This window comes from Leptolyngbya sp. NIES-2104 (genome assembly GCF_001485215.1).
Classification (GTDB): domain Bacteria; phylum Cyanobacteriota; class Cyanobacteriia; order Leptolyngbyales; family Leptolyngbyaceae; genus Leptolyngbya.
The window spans coordinates 202477-220383 of sequence record NZ_BBWW01000001.1 but is presented as its reverse complement, the minus strand read 5'-3'; the positions used below and the strand labels follow the sequence as shown (position 1 = coordinate 220383).

Genomic DNA, 17907 nt, shown 5'->3' with positions numbered 1-17907 from the left:
CCTGATTGTTTTGGAGCGTTCCGTAATTCTCAGTATGGTGAAAATGTCGCGGATTCGTCGATCGCTTTATTCGGTTGGGTTATTCGTGTGTATCGCACTGATACCCCAAATCGGACGCGCTCAGCCGAATGAGTTGGATAATTTGCTTGAACAAGGACGGGAATCTGTCGAGGCGCGGAATTGGAGCAGTGCATTAGAGGCATTTCAACGCGCATCGGCACTGGATAATCGTAATGCCCGAATTTTCTCTGGAATGGGGTATGTTTTTGCTCAACAGGGTCGGTTTCAAGAGGCGGCAGAGGCGTATCGGCAGGCAGTCACATTAGAGCCAGACAATGCGGATTTTGCTTATGCGTTGGGTTTTAGTTTGGCGAATTTGGGAAATGATAGCGCGGCTGAAACTGCGTACCGTCGAGCGACGGAGTTAAATCGGCGCAATGTGAATGCGTTTTTGGGACTGGGAACGGTTTTAGCGCGTCAGGGACAAGTCGATCGCGCATTAGCGGCATATCAACAGGCGGCAACGCTTGATCGAAGAAATGCAGCGGCGCACGAATCGATCGGGTTAATGCTGATTCAGCAAGGCAGAGTCGCTCAAGGGATTACGTCGTTACAAACAGCGGCAACGCTCGATCCTCGACGGGCAAGTACTCAAATCGGGCTAGGAATTGCTTTATTAGAGCGAAATGATTCACCTGGTGCGTTAGCAGCATTTAATCGGGCGGTGCGGCTTGATCCGAACAATCCGAAGCTGCATTTACAGATTGGAAAGATTTTACGCGAGAAGGGCAACGGTGCGGAGGCATTGAGAGCATTTCAGCGATCGGTCAATCTCGATTCGAGTTCCGTCGAGGCGCAATTTGCTCTAGCAGAAACGGCTTTGGCTCAAAACGAAACGATGCGGGCTGTGATGACATTTCGAGAAGTGGTCAAGCTCGATCCGAATAATGCCTATGCGTATTACCAAATGGGAGTTGCGCTGAAGGCGCGGGATTTTCCGAGAGATGCGATCGAGGCGTTTGAGACAGCTCGAAAGCTGTTCGAGGAGCAAGGTAAAGCGGATGAGATGAAACAGGCAGAAAGAGCGATCGCGGAAACAAAGCAGTAGTTAGCGAGAAACTAGAGACTTTAGCGTCTCTTCAGGCGATCGAGGATTCCAACCGAGTTCTTGTCTCGCTTTTGTGGCATCGACGCGGACACAGCGATCGTAGACGTAATGTGCTCGTTCGTTGTCGATCGGCGGTTGCCAGCCGGAAATTCGACCAATGGGATCGAGAATACTGGCAACGAGACGCACTAAGGGTTTAGGAGCTTCGCGGGGAACTGGAATTCCGGTTTCTCGGTTGAAGACTTTAAACATTTCTCTCGTGGTCAAGTCGCCTGCGGAAATGATGTAATAGTCGCCGGATTTTCCGCGATCGACGGCTAAAATCATGGCTTCAGCGAGATCATCGACATGAACAATCCCAGTGACGCGCTCTCCGCCTGCCCAAACTTTGAGGCGACCGTTTAGAAAGGCATTGAGGACAGGTTTGAAATGGGGGTCATCGCCGCCGAAGATTCCGGAGGGCATGACGCTGACGATCGACAATTCTTTAGTCTGATCTACTAATTGTTGAGCGAGATATTTTGTGCGATCGTAGGCAGAAGAAAATTCTTTCTGAGTGCGTTGAAAGGTTTCGTTGATCACTTTGCCTTGCGTGTCGCCAAAAATCCCGATCGTGCTGCAATAAATCAGTTTTGGAACGTGAGCGGCTTTTGCAGCTTCTAATACGGCGCGGGTTCCTTCGACGTTAACGCGCTCCATTTCTGCGGCGTTGACAAGACCTAATTCGACATAGGCGGCTGTGTGAAAAACGACATCGACCCCTTGCATCGCTTTGGTGAGAGTGGATTGATCGGTAATGTCGCCGTAAGCGTATTCGATGTTGCAGTTGGATAAGCGATCGACATTGCTCGATTTACGAACGAACCCGACAACGGTATCACCCCGATTTAGTAGCGCTTTGACTAAATGTGATCCGGTGAATCCATTGGCTCCGGTGACTAATGCTCTCATAGCGATTTTTCGTACATCCGATAGGTTTTGTAGATTTTACCGCCCGACGCTTCGATCAATTTGCGCGATCGATCATTGTCTTCGTAAACCCAGGATAGTTCTGCTCGTTTGTAGGGTTTCCCTTTTTTAATTCCACCTTGTAAACCGAGATAGATTAATCCGAGCGGCACTAATTTTCGTTGGAACTCTGGTAGGGAACAAATTGCAATCACGCGACCTTGATTAATCTGACGGCGATACCAAAGAAACTTGAGAATTCCAGGGAAATTTAAGCGACCGTTCACATATTTCAGCGGGATATTGTAGTCTGGTAATCCCATCCAAAAGCCGATCATTTCACCGTTGTATTCTGCGATCGGAAATACATCGGGATCAACTAACTCTTGCAGCGATCGCGCTTCTTCTAAGAATTCTTCTAAGGTTCGAGGGGTCGAACTCCAATTGTTTTCAAATGCTTTTGTGAATAAGTGATATAGGCTGACACAATCGTCCTCAAATTCTTGTCCTTTCGTTCTCAAAGGTCGGAATGTTACACCTGATTTGCAAGCAATTCGATAGCCTTTTTCAAACTCAGGAGAAAGCGGTTTATCTAAGGGAAAATCATACGCATAAGCATCTTTTGCCTTGGTTAATCCTAACTGTTCCATAAAGGTTGGATAGTATGCGGGATTGTAAGGCATCATTACCATCGGCGACGAATCGAAACCATCGACTAGAAATAAACAATTATTGTGAGTGGAAAGATCGATCGGACCGCGAATTTCAGTGATGTCTTGCGATCGCAACCAGTCTTCCGCCGCATCAAACAATGCCTTTGCAACTTCAAAATCATTGATACATTCAAAAAATCCGAAAATGCCGATCGCTTTTCCTTCGCGTTCGATTAATCGATCGTTCACGGCTGCGACAATTCTCCCGATCGCAGTTCCGCGAGAGATTGCAATAAATTGTTTCAACCTGCCGTATTGAAAAAACGGATTTTCAGGCTGAAACTTTTTCTCGACATCACTCCGCAGCGGTGGCACCCAGTTCGGATCATTCGCATACACGACCCACGGAACGTTGATAAACATCTCTTGTTCTGTGACCGATGTGATTGGAAAGACTTCAAAAGTTGACATTGCCGATTATCCATTCATTCAATGCTGACTATACCAGGACTTAGAGGGTTGTCGGTGCGATCGGTGCAATATCAGGGTCATATCCGCCAACCTGATTGGTTCTGAGTACCCAAACCGAAGCACCGTAGTTGATGAATGATTCAGCGATCGTATCACTCGCTTTTCGGGGCAGCATGGTTCGCCAACTGCCTAACCCAATCCACAGATTTCGCAAGGGATCATCTTCTAGTGTGGTGCCTAAGTTGTATTCGTTGTTTTCCCAGTCAGATCTCGGTCCTCCCAGAGGTTGTAAGGCATCCTCTAAGTCTTTTCCGAGCGATCGTAATCTTCGATATCGCGATTCTTCTTGCTGGAGTAACAATGCGACTACTTCAGGATAGTTGGAGAGCGATCGCTCAATCGTTTGAATACTTGAAAATAAGGCTTGGTTCGAGTCTTGAGAGCAGTTATTCGCAGGTCCGACAAAGGTTCCACCTGTGCCATCTCCGATCCGATATCGAGCAGTCATCACTTCAAGCTGAAGCTTCATTAAATCTAAAGGAGAAAGGATAATCGCCCCGATTTCGTAAGGATCAGTGAACGCATCGAGTTTAATCAAAATGTCACAGACGGGACGGGTTCCGAGCCAGCCGAATTGTCGATCGCCTAAATACCGCGACCAGTGTAATGTTCCCGCGACTAATCCATCGGTGTTCTGAGTGTAGACCTGATGATAGTTAATCTCGAATCTTAGTTCATCTGATAACGGTTCGTAAACGACTTCAGCGATTCCAAATGCGAAATGTCCGAAAAAGATCGGGGTTGCTGCTGCGGGTTCTTTGTTTTTTCCACCAATTCCACCATAGACGTGCAGCACTAAAGCTTTATCGCCAATTTTCCAGTCTTGGACTGCGGCTGAAATGCCATCGGATGAACGTCTAGCACTACAGAGGACAGAGGAAATTTTGCCTTTTTGCTCGGCTGCATTTTTCCAAGCACCGAATCGAACATAGTTAAACGCCGATCGACGACCGAAAGTTACTTTTTCTGGTTGGAGTTGAAACAAAGCACGAGGCGCGATCGCTTGAACAACAAACAATCCGTTCGCATCTTTTGCACCATAGACATACCAGCCCGTTTCGTTATAAGGAGAGTGTTCGATCTCGTGTGTCGTCGAAGGATAGCTCCCGTAGCTTTTAGCAAACACGACTTCGGGTAATCGCATTACCTCTGATGTACCGTTGAACTGTCGAGAAGTTCGATCGAAGTGAATCACCTGAAATTGATCGGTTCCGCTGATTGGTAGGACGAATTGAACTAACGCATAGAACCTTCCAGTAATTTGAATCGGTGTCGTGTCGATGTAGAGTGTATCGCCTTGGACTTCAACCGGATCATCTAGCTTCACGATGATGTCATCGACCGGATGCGCCCCGGCTAGGGATTCGAGGGGGTTGACTTGTTTCCAGTGATTAATGCGATCGGGATGAACTGCCCCGCCATATTTGCTACTGAATTCTGCATCTGCACTAAAGTGAACATCTCTTGTCACGGCTCGGACGCGCTTTTGAACTTCGGGGTGACTTGACCAGCACAGTTTTACAGTTCGTCCAATCAAAGCGGAATCTGGAGCGTGATGAACTTCAAAGAATACGCCGTGAAATCGTTCTGCTTGTTTGGGTAGAATCAAACGCCCGATCCATTTGCCGATCGATTGATAGTCGGTTGAATCGATCGATTGAATCGGATAAAATTCGGGACGGTTAAAAGCTGCCTCTCGATATAGCGCATAGTGACTTGTTTGCTTTGGAATCGATTGATCGGCTCTGAGGGCTTCACCGTTGAGAATTTGCAGAATCATCTCGATCGTTTGCTGGAGATGCGAGCGTCCATCGGGAAGTTTCGCTACCGGGTCCATGTAGCCGCCTGGAACCTGATGCCCGACATCCCCGGCTGAAAGAATTGTGATCTTACCTTTGCGTTTTGCTCGATTCCAATACGACAGCAGAAAAAGCTTCCAGCGTCCTGGAAACATAACCGGACCGATTTTTTCTACGACATCTTTCGCACCGATGATGTGATAAAGCTGTTCTAGCTTCAGTAGATTGTGATTCGCGCTCATCACACCACCGAGAGAAATTACATCGATCGTGGCTCCCGTCGATCGCTTCAAATACGGAGCCGCCGCGACCGACATTTCGCCGCCGCCGCTGTACCCGATCAAGGTAATTGGAACGCCGCTTCCGGGTTGATATCCTCGATCGATTAATCCATCAAAAATTACCTGAGCGATGCCCTGATTGTAAATCGGACCATATCGCTTATCTGACGAAACCGCCACGATGATCACATTGCGAATGTTCACGAGCAATCCTAATACCGCCGCTGGATTCGCCCATCGCACTTTATCCGCCAACCGCCACAAGAACGCTAAAGGACGATCTTCGATCAGCGGTCGATTTAACACCGAATACATCATCAATCCGCGGATGAATTCGACCTTCTTGGGTAGTGCAGGCTGCAATGCTGATAGAAAATCCTCAATGTCCGGTGTGTATTCGCTGCCCGATTGAGCAATGCCATCGAGATAAACTACATAGCGATCGACATCATAATCCGGCTCGATCGTCTGGGTCGTTCGAGGAACAAGAATCGCCTGATCACCGTACCATCCTGCCCACCATCCAAGCGATTCCAAGGGAGCCAGAATTCCTGCAAACACGAGCGCGACGACACTAATCCAAAATAAATCAAATGTTAATCGCCAGATTCCTCGAAGATTGGCATACCAGCCGAATAGATTATCTCGAACGGGACGCAGCAAGACGAGAATCAGCACAAAGACGATCGCCATTGCCAACAGACTGATTGCAAGTTTCAGACGAGGCAAAAAACCGCGAAATCGATGTTTGACTTGCACAATTCGATCGCTCGAATCAATTCTCTGTGTCACCCTCAGCGGAATGGAACTCGATCGAGTTGAAACCGTTTGAGCTACAGAACGAACCGCGTCAGGATTCGAGCGACCTGAAGCATCAATGAGGTGTTGAACTTCGGGCATCGATCTCGGTTGAATGCCTGCGGAAATCTGGGCGCGCAATTCTCGACGAGTATCGGCTAAAGCAACTCCAGCAACACGATCGGCAATCTGGCTGCCTAATTGTGCGATCGGTTGTCCGATCGTGCCTTCTAAGTGATGTTTAACAAACCAACCCAGTGCCACATAAATAAACGCTGATCCCACTCCAATTCGAGCGATCGCGGCAAATCCGACCACCATCGCTAACAAGTTCCACACTGAAAGTAAATTCCCGATCGGATATCCCAGATAAGGCAATGCACCCAAGAAGCCAAACAATAAAGGCGCATATCCCAAACCGAAGACTTTAATCAGCGCGATCAACGGCACTCGTGGCGATCCTGGTAAAAATCCCAAGAACCAAGTACTAAGTGTGAGAAAGATAAATCCAGCCGTGAACAGAATCGCATTGATCAGCAAGCAAAAGATAAATCGAGTCGGTTTCACTCGGCTGACGAATAGCACGATACTTTGTGCGATCGCGAGTGATAATCCTGCTAACGTCACGATGATCAAGGCAAACCAAAGCCCACCTGAAAGCGTTGCCACTTCTCGAAAGGCATCGAATTGCAGCGCAAAGGCTCCTCCAATCAATTCGCGCCATTGATCTGTTGCGGTGTTGATCATGATGCTGCTCCGCTCGAATTTACCTGCTTCATATCACACAAAATTCTGAGTGATTTCAAGTCGTTATTGTTTCGCGATCGCTTCAAAGGGTTCGGTTCCCAAGGGGCTAGGAGTCCATCCGGTGATCGTTTTGCGCTGGACTAATAACGGATCAGAATGCACGATCGATAACCGGACGGCTTCTCGATGAATGATTTGATCGACTTCAGCATAGAGTTTTGATCTCGCAGTTCGATCGCTGATTGCTCTAGCTTGATTGAGCAGTTGTGTCACGCGATCGTTTTTCCAACCGCCTAAATCGGTAGTACTTCCTGGACCAAAATGCGAATAGTAGAAGGTATCCGGATCGCCATAGTCGCCTGTCCAACCGAGCATAAACATCGGATAGCCTGGTTTTTTATTGCGATCGGCAAGATACGCTGCCCAATCCTGTGTTCTTAAGTTGGCGCGAATTCCAACGGCTTGTAAATCGGCGGCGAAAGCTTCTGCGATCGGTTTTGGTGTTGGAAAATAAGGACGCGCTACAGGCATATACCAAAGATCAAGGTCGAATCCATTTGGAAAGCCTGCTTGTTCGAGTAAATCTCTCGCTTTTTGGGGATTGTAATCATAGTCTTGTAGCTTTGGAGAAGTTGCCCAATCTAAGGCGGGCGGAACAAAGTGCGGAGTCGTTTGGGCTGAACCTTTCCAGAAGGCTTGTACGATCGAGGGTTTGTTAATCGCGTGTGCGATCGCTTGTCTGACTCGCACATCTGACAATTGTTTGAAGCTTGGATTTAATGCTAAATAGCCCACATTGAACGAAGGACGATTTGCAACGGTTAAACTCTGATCTTGCTCGATTTCTGCTTTTTGATCTGGAGCGAGTTCGACGGTGAAATCAATCTGTCCGGCTCTCACTTGCGCGAGTCTTGCACCGGAATCCCCGACAAATCGCATGACTAATTGATTTGACTTCGGAAGTTCAGGCTTCCAATAGTTCGGATTTTTTTCGAGCGTAATGCGATCGCCACTTTGCCAACTTCTGAACACAAACGCCCCGGTTCCAACGGCTCCGCCTGCGGGCGTTCCATAATTCGCGCCTGCTTTTTGAATCGCGGTTGGGCTGGCAATTCCAAAGTATGCAGATGCGATCACAGTTGGAAACGCGGCAAAGGGTTGCTTGAGAATAAACTGAATCGTGGAGTTATCGACCACGCGAACAGTTTGAACTAACGAATTGGGTTCACCTTTGTATCCCCCAAAGATTTGACCCCAAATTTCATAGCTTTTTCCTGCGTTGCGGAATCCGTTTGGGTTGTTCTTATCCCACCAGCGATCGACATTAAATTTCACTGCGTTGGCGTTAAAATCGGTTCCATCATGAAACTTCACGCCGTTTCGTAGCTTAAATGTCCAGGTTTTGCCATCTTTAGAAGCACTCCAAGACGTGGCTAAACTTGGCTCTAATTCGGTGGTACCAGGCTTGAACTGAATCAGGCGATTGTAGATTTGGTTGTGCACAATCAGCGAATTGCCGTCAGTGACGTTGCCGGGTTCTAAGTTCGTCGGCTGTCCACTCGCAGCATAAACCAGTACACCTGGAGCAGAATTTGTCGAATTTTGGGGGCTGCAATTGGCGACAATCACCGCACACAACAATGCAATCAATATCGATCGCCACCCTCGGAACTTCACCATTGCTTTTATCTCGATCGCAGTACGTTTGCAGATTCTATCAATTGCTGCGATCGTATCGGAGTTTCTCGAATTTCAAGAAGTGCTAAGAGGATGTTTGAAAGGTTGTCGTTCGTTGCAGCCTCCCGCCCTGAAATGGAATTTCGGGCTAATCGGCGAAAGTCCATTGAAATGGACTAAGAACCTGAAACTAGCTCCTAGTCTACTTCAGTAGACTTTCCACCATTAGCCCGAAATTCATTTCAGGGCGGGAGGCAATCGAAGCGAAGGAACTTTTTCTACTTTTCAAACACCCTTTAAGAAAAATATTCGACATTTTCTGATCAAAGCCTGTATTATGTTTGTAGCATAGTAGTAGTTCCAGAAGTGTACGCCGCAGAACATGAAATTATTGAATTGGTTAAAGCCTTTGAGGACTGTACTTTAGCGCGATCGCAGTAGACGCACCCAGCTCATCTCACCGTTGCATTGTGGTATCTGATTCGCGATCCGCTCACTGCCACCGATCAAATCCGTTTTGGAATCCAACGTTATAATCAGGCTCATGGCGTTGAATCCACTCCGATGAGTGGCTATCACGAAACCATTACGCGATTTTGGATTTATCTGATTCAGAATTTTCTCGATCGTAGTAACAGTCATGATTCTTTACTGAACTTAACCAACCAGACAATACATTTTTATTCTGATCCGCTTGTCCTGTTTGAATACTACAGTCGGGATGTTATTTTCTCCCCAGAAGCCCGGTGTCGCTGGATTGAACCTAATCTAAAATCTTTGACTTATGCAAGACTTTGACTTTCACTTCAATCCGTTTAGTCAATACAACAATCAAAACCAGCAGAAAGGACAAAGCTTACTGGCGGCAGGATGGCGACCGTTACAGCGAGATTTCGATTGGAGTTATTTTCTTCAGCTTGCTCAGAATGATTCAGATGAGTTGAATCGTCGCTTGATGGGAGCAGTCAGCACAGTTGCAGATGCTCTAGGGCGCAATCATCAAGCTTGGTGGGCGAATGCGATCAATGTGTTTTCATCCTACACCCGCGGCGAAATGGATCAGGTCTGGAACTATCTCACGCCTGATCCGCCGTATCCAGACTATCGCTATCGAGATACGCTCAGTGTTGAAACTCCGATTCGTCAGATCGTGAGTCGAAACAATATTCCGATCGATTACGTTCTCAATCGCTTACAAGAAACCACGATTCGTCAAACGTTAGCGATCTTGGGACGACCGGATTTGATCACTCAAAGCTATCTCGATCGCTCTTTTTATTTCCCGGTCGATCGCTTTGAGAATTGGGATCGGCTCGATATTGTCAGTACTGCCTATGCGTACTGGTCAGCGCACGAAGTTTGGTTACAGATCGATTATGTCGATCGGGGACGGCGCTATTGGTCGCTGATGGCGAAAAACATGGCTCCCTTGATCCAAAAATCTACCTATGGATTGGCGGTGATGCTGAGTGGCTATCAAAGCCGAGTCGGGCAAATTCATGCCCAATTTGCGATTCGAGATTTTCCAGATGAAATTCAAACGTTTAGTGATGCAGTGCAGCAAACCGTGATGAATCAACATCGTTTAGCGGTTTTGGTGCATGGCGATCCAGGAACAGGAAAGACCGCCTGGACACAAGCGATCGCGAAAGAAGTTCTAGTTCCACTCGGCTATGTAGTATTTATTCTGGATCACGATGCGGTTGAGAACTTTGTGCCACCCAGCTACCTTGAGAAAATTTGCTTGATCATCAATGAAGCGGATAACCTGGCACAAGATCGATCGACGGAAATTGCTCAATCTAGCAACAAAACCGAACATATTTTAAGTTTGCTCGATGGCACGTTATATCAGAGCGTAGTGAGCGTTGGCAATTTTGAGTTAGAGCAAAAATTGGTTGTGCTGATGACTTGCAATACGACTGAGCGGCTTGATCCAGCAATGTTGCGGAAAGGTCGAGTCGATTTGATGTGCGAATTTACGAAGCGATTTGTTTAAGAGGATGTTTGAAAGTCTCTTCGCTTTTGTTGTGCTCCCGCCCTGAAATGAATTTCGGGCTAATCGACGAAAGTCTACTTCAGTAGACTTAGAGCAAATTTCAAGTTCTTAGTCCATTTCTAATGGACTTGCGCCGATTAGCCCGAAATTCATTTCAGGGCGGGATGTGGCAATGAACGAAAGCTTCTCAAGCATCCTCTAAATTCCATCAGGATTTGTAATCAGATTGAAAAGGGACGATCAACGATCGAGGTTTCGCTAAACCATAGACAAACTGTAATAATCTAGATACTACGCGCAAAATGGAAGGGAGTTCACGGTTATGGCGAAAGCGGTTGGAATGGTCGAGGTGCGTGGATTGCCGCCTGCGTTGGCTGTTGCGGATGTGATGGTCAAAGCCGCACGAGTCACCCTGGTTGAAATGGAAAAAGTCAGCGGTGCTTATGTGACGATCGTGGTTCGGGGCGATGTGTCCGAAGTGAAGATTTCCGTGGAAGCAGGACTCGAAGCGGCAAAGAAAATGCAGGCTTACAAAGAAGGCGATAAATTATTCCTGTCGTCGCACTATATTCCACGCCCGAATGAGAATTTGATGGTCGTGTTGCCGATCGAATACAGCGATCGCACAGAAGAATTCAACCAAGTCTAAGAAAGGATATACTCCAGTTTGGATTTCCTTTCTTTGCTCTTTCATGTCACTGGCACATCTTACACAGGCTGATCTCGATTCTTGGGTGGCTCAAGCGCGGCGATTCACGCTTCAGGGACGATTGCCAGACTATATTCCCCAGTTGGCACAGGTCGATCCGCGACTCTTGAGCGTTCATGCGATCGCGAACGAAAGCTTGGTAGCAGGTGATCAGGCTCAACCCTTTGTCCTCATGAGCGTGATTAAGCCGTTTCTCTTGCTGTTTCTTTTGGAACAAGTGGGCAGCGATCGCGTTTTTCGACACGTCGGAACTGAGCCATCGGATCAGCCGTTTCACTCGATCGCGCAGTTAAAGAGCGATGACGGATTTCCTCGAAATCCGATGATTAATAGTGGTGCGATCGCGTTGACCGGATTGATGCCGAAAGCTTCGGGTTCAGAGCGCTGTGAAGCCTTTCGTCGATGGTTGAACGACTGCGCTCAAACGCAATTTGTTTTAGATGAGAAAGCATTAAGTTCGGTACGATCGCTGCCGAATCAAACCAATCGAGCGATCGCAGACATCCTCGTGCAGCGGGAATTGCTCGATCGTGTAGATCTTGCGATCGATACTTACAATCAGCTTTGTTGTTTATCGGGTACGATCGCCGATTTAGCAAAATTAGGATTGTTATTGGCGAAACCGCATGAGAGAATTTCTCCGTTTCATCAGCAAATCGTGTCGGCTTTGATGCTGACTTGTGGACTGTATGAGGCTTCTGGAAAGTTTGCGGTGAGAGTGGGATTACCGATGAAATCGGGGGTGAGTGGGGCACTGTTGGCGATCGCTCCAAAGCAAGGTGCGATCGCGTGTTACAGTCCCGCGATCGATCAGGTCGGGAATTCGGTAGCGGGTGTATTTTTGGTTGAGAAACTTGCTCAGGAGTTGGGATTGAGTGTGTTTCGATGAAATACTCAGTTAGCCTACTCGGTCAGTGGCAAATATTCGATTCGGTCTTGGTATTCTTCCTCGAAGGAAGCAGCAGCAATGAGAAGCAACTCATCGATCGTTTGTCCCATACTTTGATTGGGATCGATGACGAAGATTCCAGGAATATGACGATCGAGCGCTAAATGATCCGCTAAGTGTCTGGGCATAGATTTTCGATTGTTTGTCACCAAGATAAAGCCATTGATCTCACACCAAATCAAGATTTCTGGATCGAGCGTACCCCTAGGAGGTGCATCGACATCGCCAATAATTCGTACGACTAGATTCGGATTGTGACGCACAAGCTGAGTTCGATATGCAGGCATTAGATGTTCGTCGAGCAAGTATCTCAGGGACATTTAGCCACCTGAGCCTGTGAAAATTTCTGCCTTGCTGGAGAAGGGTTTTGTCGTTGTTCACCCCGCATCTGTTGAGAAAAAGATAGCCAATCTGCTAAGTACTGTTTGACTTCGGCTGAGTTGTTCAGGTAGTAGAGAATGGTAGCGTAAATTTGTTCTAATGTGACTGTATGGAATTGATCGGCGATTTCTTCTGGTGTTTTACAGCGATAAATGTATTCATACAAAATGCTCTCGATCCCGATGCGAGTGTTCTTGAGGCGAATGTCATCGGATGCTAAGAAATCAAAGTAGTCTTCTAGAACGATCATAGCTTTGCTCTGCTTGCGCCAATCTAATTGTAGAGTGCAGCAGAAAAGGACTGGAAAATGAGATTTAGAAAATCTTGCATCCTACCAATCCTTTTGTTTAACTCGAACTAATGTGAATTCAAATTGTCGATCGCTGTCTCAATCATGAGAGAAATTAGAACGAGTTAACTGCCAGCGAAGAATTGAGGCGCAAATTCAAATCAGATTGATTTACAGAGATGACTTGATTGCGATTGCGACCGAGCAGCAGACCACCCAGCGCACCGACACCTGTTCCAATCAAGACTCTACCTAACGTAATCCGGCGATTTCCCGTCACACCTGAGATAATCGCGGCAGCACCAGACCCGATCGCGGCTCCTTTCAAAATCGCATCGGTGCTGACACCACGACGAATTTCTTCAGTCCGGCTAATCACATCGGTTTGAGCATCAAGCGCGAGTTGGCTGCCGTTGCTCAGAATCAGTGACTCTGCGACGAAGCGAGTTCCACCATTCACAGGCTCAAATACACCTTTTACTTGGCTACCTGCGGGAATTAAGAGTCTGCCGTTTGAGGTGCGAATGTTGTTCGGAACGGTGAGCGTGATCGGAAGCCGTTCGTTCGGAGCGACGACGATCTTTTCCGCATCTCTATAGGTGAGTTGGAGTCTCGTTCCAGCGGGAATGCGGACGGCTCCAGTATTTTGAGAGGGTTGGGACGGGAAGAGTTGAGCAAGTTGCATCGGAGCGGGAGCCGCGGACGCGCTTGCGCGGGGCGAAGCCACCGCGTCTTTCGCAAGTACGATCGGCGCGGCTCCGGTTGCTGTGATACCCAACGTTAAAGCAAGCGCAGTCCCGGACTGTAGTTTTTTCAAGTTCAACATATTGATTTTTTCCAAGTCTGAATCTAGCGGCGATGCTATGAATGACTCGGCAACTTGAAAGAAGGTTCCTTAATTTAGCCAGTAACGATTTTTGGCACTTTGAAGAATTCGCCATCGCGATCGGGGGCACCTTCTAAGATCGATTCCCGGTCTTGGTAGGGTTGGTGATGATCGGGGCGGACGACATTACTCACGTCGATCGCACGAGTAGTGGGCTGCACTTCACTCACGTCTAACTCACTCAACTGCTCAAAATAGTCGAGAATGTTGTTGAGCTGCGTGGTAAATTTTTCCTCTTCGTCTGGAGTGAGTTGTAGACGGGAAAGAAGCGCTACTTTTTGCACTTGTTCGCGATCGATCATGAGAGTGTCCAAATAAACCGCTTAGAAGTATACATCGATGTTCGATCGACCGGTTGTTTTGAGCCAGTTTTGAGCTTCGATGTAGTTGTTCGGAGCTTGCAGAATGGCACGTTTCCAATATTCGGCGGCTTGGTCGAATAGTTTTTCTGCTTCGTCGTCTTTGCCTTCTTCTTTCGCTTTTTCACCCAGATAGTGATGGATGACAGCGATATTATTCAAGGCTTGCGGCAGGCGAGGATTTTCTTCTAGCGCTTCTTCGTAAAGACCTAGCGCTTTTTGGTGATCGCCGTTGCTGGCATAGATCAAGCCCATGTTGTAGAGAACGTAGCTGCGATCGTTGGAGTCTTCTTCGAGTTTGAGAGCTTCTTCGTAGTTTTCGAGTGCTTCTGCGTATTCGCCGTCTGCTTGTGCGGACATGCCATCTCGATAATAGGCAAAGGCTTCTTTTTCTTTACGCGAGGCGGGAAAAACCTTCAGGATGATATCCGCCATGACGGTAAAGCTTTTATCGATAAAGTTGTCGTTGCGTTGCGATCTAGGCATAAGACTGGAAAGGGGTTTGTTATACGGCGCGAGACATTTTTTAGTTTAGCGCTGAATCTTGCTCAATCTGTCAGACGATACAAATTTCAGAAAACTATACTGGAGGAGAGACGAGTCCCGTATCAGGGAGACCTAAGACATGACCGCTACACCTTCGCCGAATCCCGCAATTTTAAAAGCGATCGAATCTCTCAACTACCGCGCCACGGTTGGAGATGTCGCTGCTCAAGCTGGCTTAAACGTTAATTTGGCTGAGAAAGGATTGCTAACCTTAGCGTCTCAAGCCGATGGAGAATTACAAGTCGCTGAAACGGGCGATATCGTTTATCAATTTCCCCGGAATTTTCGGGCGGTGCTGCGGGAGAAAGATGCTCGAATTCGCCGCAAAGAAACGTTAGACAAAATCTGGCGGGTGTTGTTCTACCTGATCCGCATGTCGTTTGGGGTGGTACTGATTCTGCTGATTGTGGCATCGGTGCTGGCGATTATTGCGCTGACCGTTGCGGCAAATTCGGGACGAGATGATGACAATGGCGGAAATATTTCAATGCCGACGGTCTGGTTTACCCCCGATTTCTTCTGGATTTTTTCTCCGAATTACGATCGTCGTCGCCCGGCTCAACAAAAGAGCGAACTGAATTTTCTCGAATCGATTTATTCATTCTTGTTTGGTGATGGTAATCCGAATGCTGATTTGGAAGACCGACGCTGGCAATCGATCGGGGCTGTGATTCGCCAACATCGCGGAGCCGTGATTGCAGAGCAGATTGCACCATTTTTGGATTCGATCGGCAGCGTGTCAGACCAAGAATCTGAACAGTTTATGCTTCCGGTTTTGACGCGATTTGATGGCAGACCGGAAGTGACTCCGGATGGGCAATTTGTCTATCATTTTCCGTCCTTGCAGACGACGGTTTCACAACAAGAACGGCAGTGGCTCCCGGCATTTCTGCGCGAATCGCTTTATCAATTTAGTAAGGCGAGTTCTGGACAGATTACGCTGGCGGCAACATTGGGGGTTGTGTTGTTGGTTCTGGCATTGGTGCTAACGGCGATGACCGTGGGAGCGGGTGCGGGAATTTTGAAAGCGATCGCATTTGTTTCTCTCGGTTACAGTGCGGCGTATTTGCTGATTCCAACGATTCGCAACTTCACGATCAAACGACGGAATGCGAAGATTTTGGAGCGCAACCAAGAGCGGGAACTGAGAGCGAAACAATTGGCAAATCCGACGGTGCAGCCAAAACTTGCGTATGCAGAACAATTTGCGGCTGAGACGGTGATTCAGCAGTCTGATTTGGTGTATTCGACCGATCGCGATTTGACCGAGCAAGAAATTGAGCGATCGACACAAATCGACGCAGAGTGGCAACGCCGTTTAGACGGTGATGTCGATTCGAGCAATCGACATCCGAATCGTTCAAATCTGACTGATGCAGAATGGCAGCGTCGATTGGAAGGTCGAGAATAACCCTAAAAGGACTGCGGCTATTTTACACTTTGATGTGTCTCTCAATTGGAGTCTGTGTATGCTTGGCAATGAATCTTGAATTCTGGCTGCAAATCTCCATCCTCCCCGTCTGTCGATAAGCGCTTTGTCTTTCGACGGCTAGGTTTTTTAAGTGGTTGACTACTAGTTCACCAAGTTAAATCTGATGGGAAGGTGGGGAGGTGGGGAGCAATCTGAATGAGGATTCTCCCCACTCCCTACTCCCTACCCCGCAAAATCAGTGCGTTTGACTACTACCTTTCCATTAACGCAAATGTACTACGAAGCCGGGAAGCGAAGCACGGGGGTTTAGACCCATTTTTCTGATAAAACTTCTATACTATGAAAGCGTAGCTAATTGTTAATTAATTTTGATATTTGTATTGAGAAGTTAACACGCTGAATTTTTTATCGAGATTCCTTAGACTTGCCTCAACTTACAAGAGATTTATTGTTAAAATCGGTAACAAAGCTGAAAAGAAAAGGGATATAACATTGCTATGGGTCGCGTAGGCGTTTTACTACTGAATCTTGGGGGACCGGACAAGATCGAAGATGTGCGTCCCTTTCTTTACAACTTGTTTGCTGATCCTGAGATTATTCGGTTGCCGTTTCGCTGGCTTCAGAGTCCGCTGGCTTGGCTGATTTCGACCTTACGATCGAAGAAATCCCAAGAAAATTATCTGCAAATCGGAGGCGGTTCTCCGCTGCGTCGCATCACCGAAGAACAAGCGCAAGCCCTTCAAGAAGAACTCCGCAAACGGGGGGAAGAGGTCAGCATTTATATCGGCATGCGCTACTGGCATCCGTTCACCGAAGAAGCAATTTCTAGAATTAAGCGCGACCAAATCGACAAACTAGTCGTTTTGCCGCTGTATCCTCAGTTTTCAATTAGTACAAGTGGATCGAGCTTCCGGCTTCTAGAGCAGCTTTGGGAAGAAGACCCCGCCCTTCAGAAAATCGATTACACGGTGATTCCAACTTGGTACGATCGACCTGGATATCTCAAAGCAATGGCGGATCTGATCGCTCAAGCACTTGATCGCTTTGAAAATCCCGATCATGTACATGTTTTCTTCAGCGCTCACGGAGTTCCGGTCAGCTACGTGGAAGAAGCGGGCGATCCCTATCAAAGCGAGATCGAGAACTGCACTGCACTGATCATGAAGACGCTCGATCGACCCAATCCCCATACGCTGGCATATCAAAGCCGAGTAGGTCCAGTGGAATGGCTCAAACCTTACACCGAAGACGCTCTCGAAGAGTTGGCTGAAGAAGGCGTGAAGGATCTCGCAGTTGTGCCGATTAGCTTTGTTTCTGAGCACATTGAGACGCTGCAAGAAATCGATATGGAATATCGCGAAGTGGCGGAAGAAGCGGGCATCGAGCGATTTGAGCGAGTTCCGGCACTGAATACGCATCCAATTTTCATTAGTGAATTAGCCACGATGGTTACGGATGCGATCGAGTCTCCATCGGTTCATTTCTCAGAAGTGGCGCGTCCTCAGAAGCGAGTGAAGATGTATCCCCAAGAAGGCTGGGAATGGGGCATGACGACTTCAGCCGAAGTCTGGAATGGACGGGTAGCAATGATCGGCTTGATCGCGCTGATTATTGAAATGATTCTCGGTCGTGGTCCGCTTCACGCGTTTGGATTGTTGGGTTAACAAGCATCAGTGCTGGTGACATCATTTAACCCCAGTTCGATATTGTTTCGCTTCGTTGCCGACTCGCCCCGGAGTGGAATTCGGGGCGAGTCGGCAACGAAGCAAAAATCATCGAATTCCCGTTTATCTAAATTTCACAGCACCTTGTATT

The 17907-nt window shown here is 47.6% G+C and carries 16 protein-coding genes; 6 read left to right on the top strand and 10 right to left on the bottom strand.

Translation table 11 applies throughout. The features are described from left to right. The first annotated feature begins 10 nt into the window (after positions 1-10). Positions 11-1108: a tetratricopeptide repeat protein gene (locus NIES2104_RS01125; RefSeq protein WP_156426838.1), complete on the top strand. Its 1098-nt coding sequence runs from the start codon at positions 11-13 to the stop codon at positions 1106-1108. Here the strand turns inward: NIES2104_RS01125 and NIES2104_RS01120 are convergent, their stop codons facing one another. From NIES2104_RS01120 to NIES2104_RS33230, 5 genes are all read right to left on the bottom strand, one after another. Beyond that, positions 1109-2059: an NAD-dependent epimerase/dehydratase family protein gene (locus NIES2104_RS01120; RefSeq protein ID WP_058994950.1), complete on the bottom strand. Its 951-nt coding sequence runs from the start codon at positions 2057-2059 to the stop codon at positions 1109-1111. After that, positions 2056-3180, bottom strand: coding sequence for a hypothetical protein (locus tag NIES2104_RS01115; RefSeq protein ID WP_058994948.1), 1125 nt, complete (start codon positions 3178-3180; stop codon positions 2056-2058). Before NIES2104_RS01115 ends, NIES2104_RS01120 begins: the two co-directional genes overlap by 4 nt. Before the next feature lie 40 nt (positions 3181-3220). Continuing rightward, a complete protein-coding gene (locus tag NIES2104_RS01110) occupies positions 3221-6865 on the bottom strand; it encodes a Yip1 family protein (RefSeq protein WP_058994946.1) in 3645 nt (1214 codons plus the stop codon). A 63-nt stretch (positions 6866-6928) separates the two neighbouring features. Next, positions 6929-8545 carry an ABC transporter substrate-binding protein gene (locus tag NIES2104_RS01105; protein WP_058994943.1) on the bottom strand — a complete coding sequence of 539 codons (1617 nt, stop codon included), beginning with the start codon at positions 8543-8545 and terminating at the stop codon, positions 6929-6931. Positions 8546-8965: 420 nt separating this feature from the next. Further along, positions 8966-9088 (bottom strand): hypothetical protein, encoded by a 123-nt coding sequence (locus tag NIES2104_RS33230; RefSeq protein WP_263970880.1) that lies wholly within the window; start codon positions 9086-9088, stop codon positions 8966-8968. 238 nt (positions 9089-9326) lie between these two features. Between NIES2104_RS33230 and NIES2104_RS01095 the strand changes: the two genes are divergently transcribed. The 3 genes from NIES2104_RS01095 to glsA all read left to right on the top strand — a co-directional run bounded on the left by NIES2104_RS01095 (position 9327) and on the right by glsA (position 12139). After that, complete coding sequence (locus tag NIES2104_RS01095) at positions 9327-10541, top strand: AAA family ATPase (RefSeq protein WP_058994939.1); 1215 nt, start codon at positions 9327-9329, stop codon at positions 10539-10541. Between the two features lie 322 nt (positions 10542-10863). Next, entirely contained in the window at positions 10864-11190 is a 327-nt protein-coding gene (locus NIES2104_RS01090) for a carbon dioxide-concentrating mechanism protein CcmK (RefSeq protein ID WP_058994937.1), read from the top strand. A 43-nt stretch (positions 11191-11233) separates the two neighbouring features. Then, complete coding sequence (glsA, locus tag NIES2104_RS01085; protein ID WP_058994935.1) at positions 11234-12139, top strand: glutaminase A; 906 nt, start codon at positions 11234-11236, stop codon at positions 12137-12139. Between the two features lie 14 nt (positions 12140-12153). Here glsA and NIES2104_RS01080 read toward each other — a convergent pair whose 3' ends face one another. The 5 genes from NIES2104_RS01080 to NIES2104_RS01060 form a co-directional block, all read right to left on the bottom strand. Beyond that, positions 12154-12519 (bottom strand): DUF5615 family PIN-like protein, encoded by a 366-nt coding sequence (locus NIES2104_RS01080; RefSeq protein ID WP_058994933.1) that lies wholly within the window; start codon positions 12517-12519, stop codon positions 12154-12156. Then, the gene (locus NIES2104_RS01075) at positions 12510-12830 is read right to left on the bottom strand and encodes a DUF433 domain-containing protein (RefSeq protein ID WP_202815020.1); all 321 of its coding nucleotides are present in this window, start codon (positions 12828-12830) and stop codon (positions 12510-12512) included. Before NIES2104_RS01075 ends, NIES2104_RS01080 begins: the two co-directional genes overlap by 10 nt. 154 nt (positions 12831-12984) lie before the next feature. Then, positions 12985-13695 (bottom strand): hypothetical protein, encoded by a 711-nt coding sequence (locus NIES2104_RS01070; protein ID WP_058994931.1) that lies wholly within the window; start codon positions 13693-13695, stop codon positions 12985-12987. Between the two features lie 74 nt (positions 13696-13769). Then, entirely contained in the window at positions 13770-14069 is a 300-nt protein-coding gene (gene gatC, locus NIES2104_RS01065) for an Asp-tRNA(Asn)/Glu-tRNA(Gln) amidotransferase subunit GatC (protein WP_339375051.1), read from the bottom strand. 9 nt (positions 14070-14078) lie between these two features. Next, positions 14079-14600, bottom strand: coding sequence for a photosystem I assembly protein Ycf3 (locus NIES2104_RS01060; RefSeq protein WP_058994928.1), 522 nt, complete (start codon positions 14598-14600; stop codon positions 14079-14081). A gap of 139 nt (positions 14601-14739) precedes the next feature. Between NIES2104_RS01060 and NIES2104_RS01055 the strand changes: the two genes are divergently transcribed. Together NIES2104_RS01055 and hemH are read left to right on the top strand one after the other, a co-directional pair. Beyond that, on the top strand, positions 14740-16071 hold the full coding sequence (locus NIES2104_RS01055) for a hypothetical protein (protein WP_225895194.1): 1332 nt from the start codon (positions 14740-14742) through the stop codon (positions 16069-16071). A 518-nt stretch (positions 16072-16589) separates the two neighbouring features. Then, positions 16590-17756: a ferrochelatase gene (gene hemH, locus NIES2104_RS01050; RefSeq protein ID WP_058994926.1), complete on the top strand. Its 1167-nt coding sequence runs from the start codon at positions 16590-16592 to the stop codon at positions 17754-17756. Positions 17757-17907 lie beyond the last annotated feature (151 nt).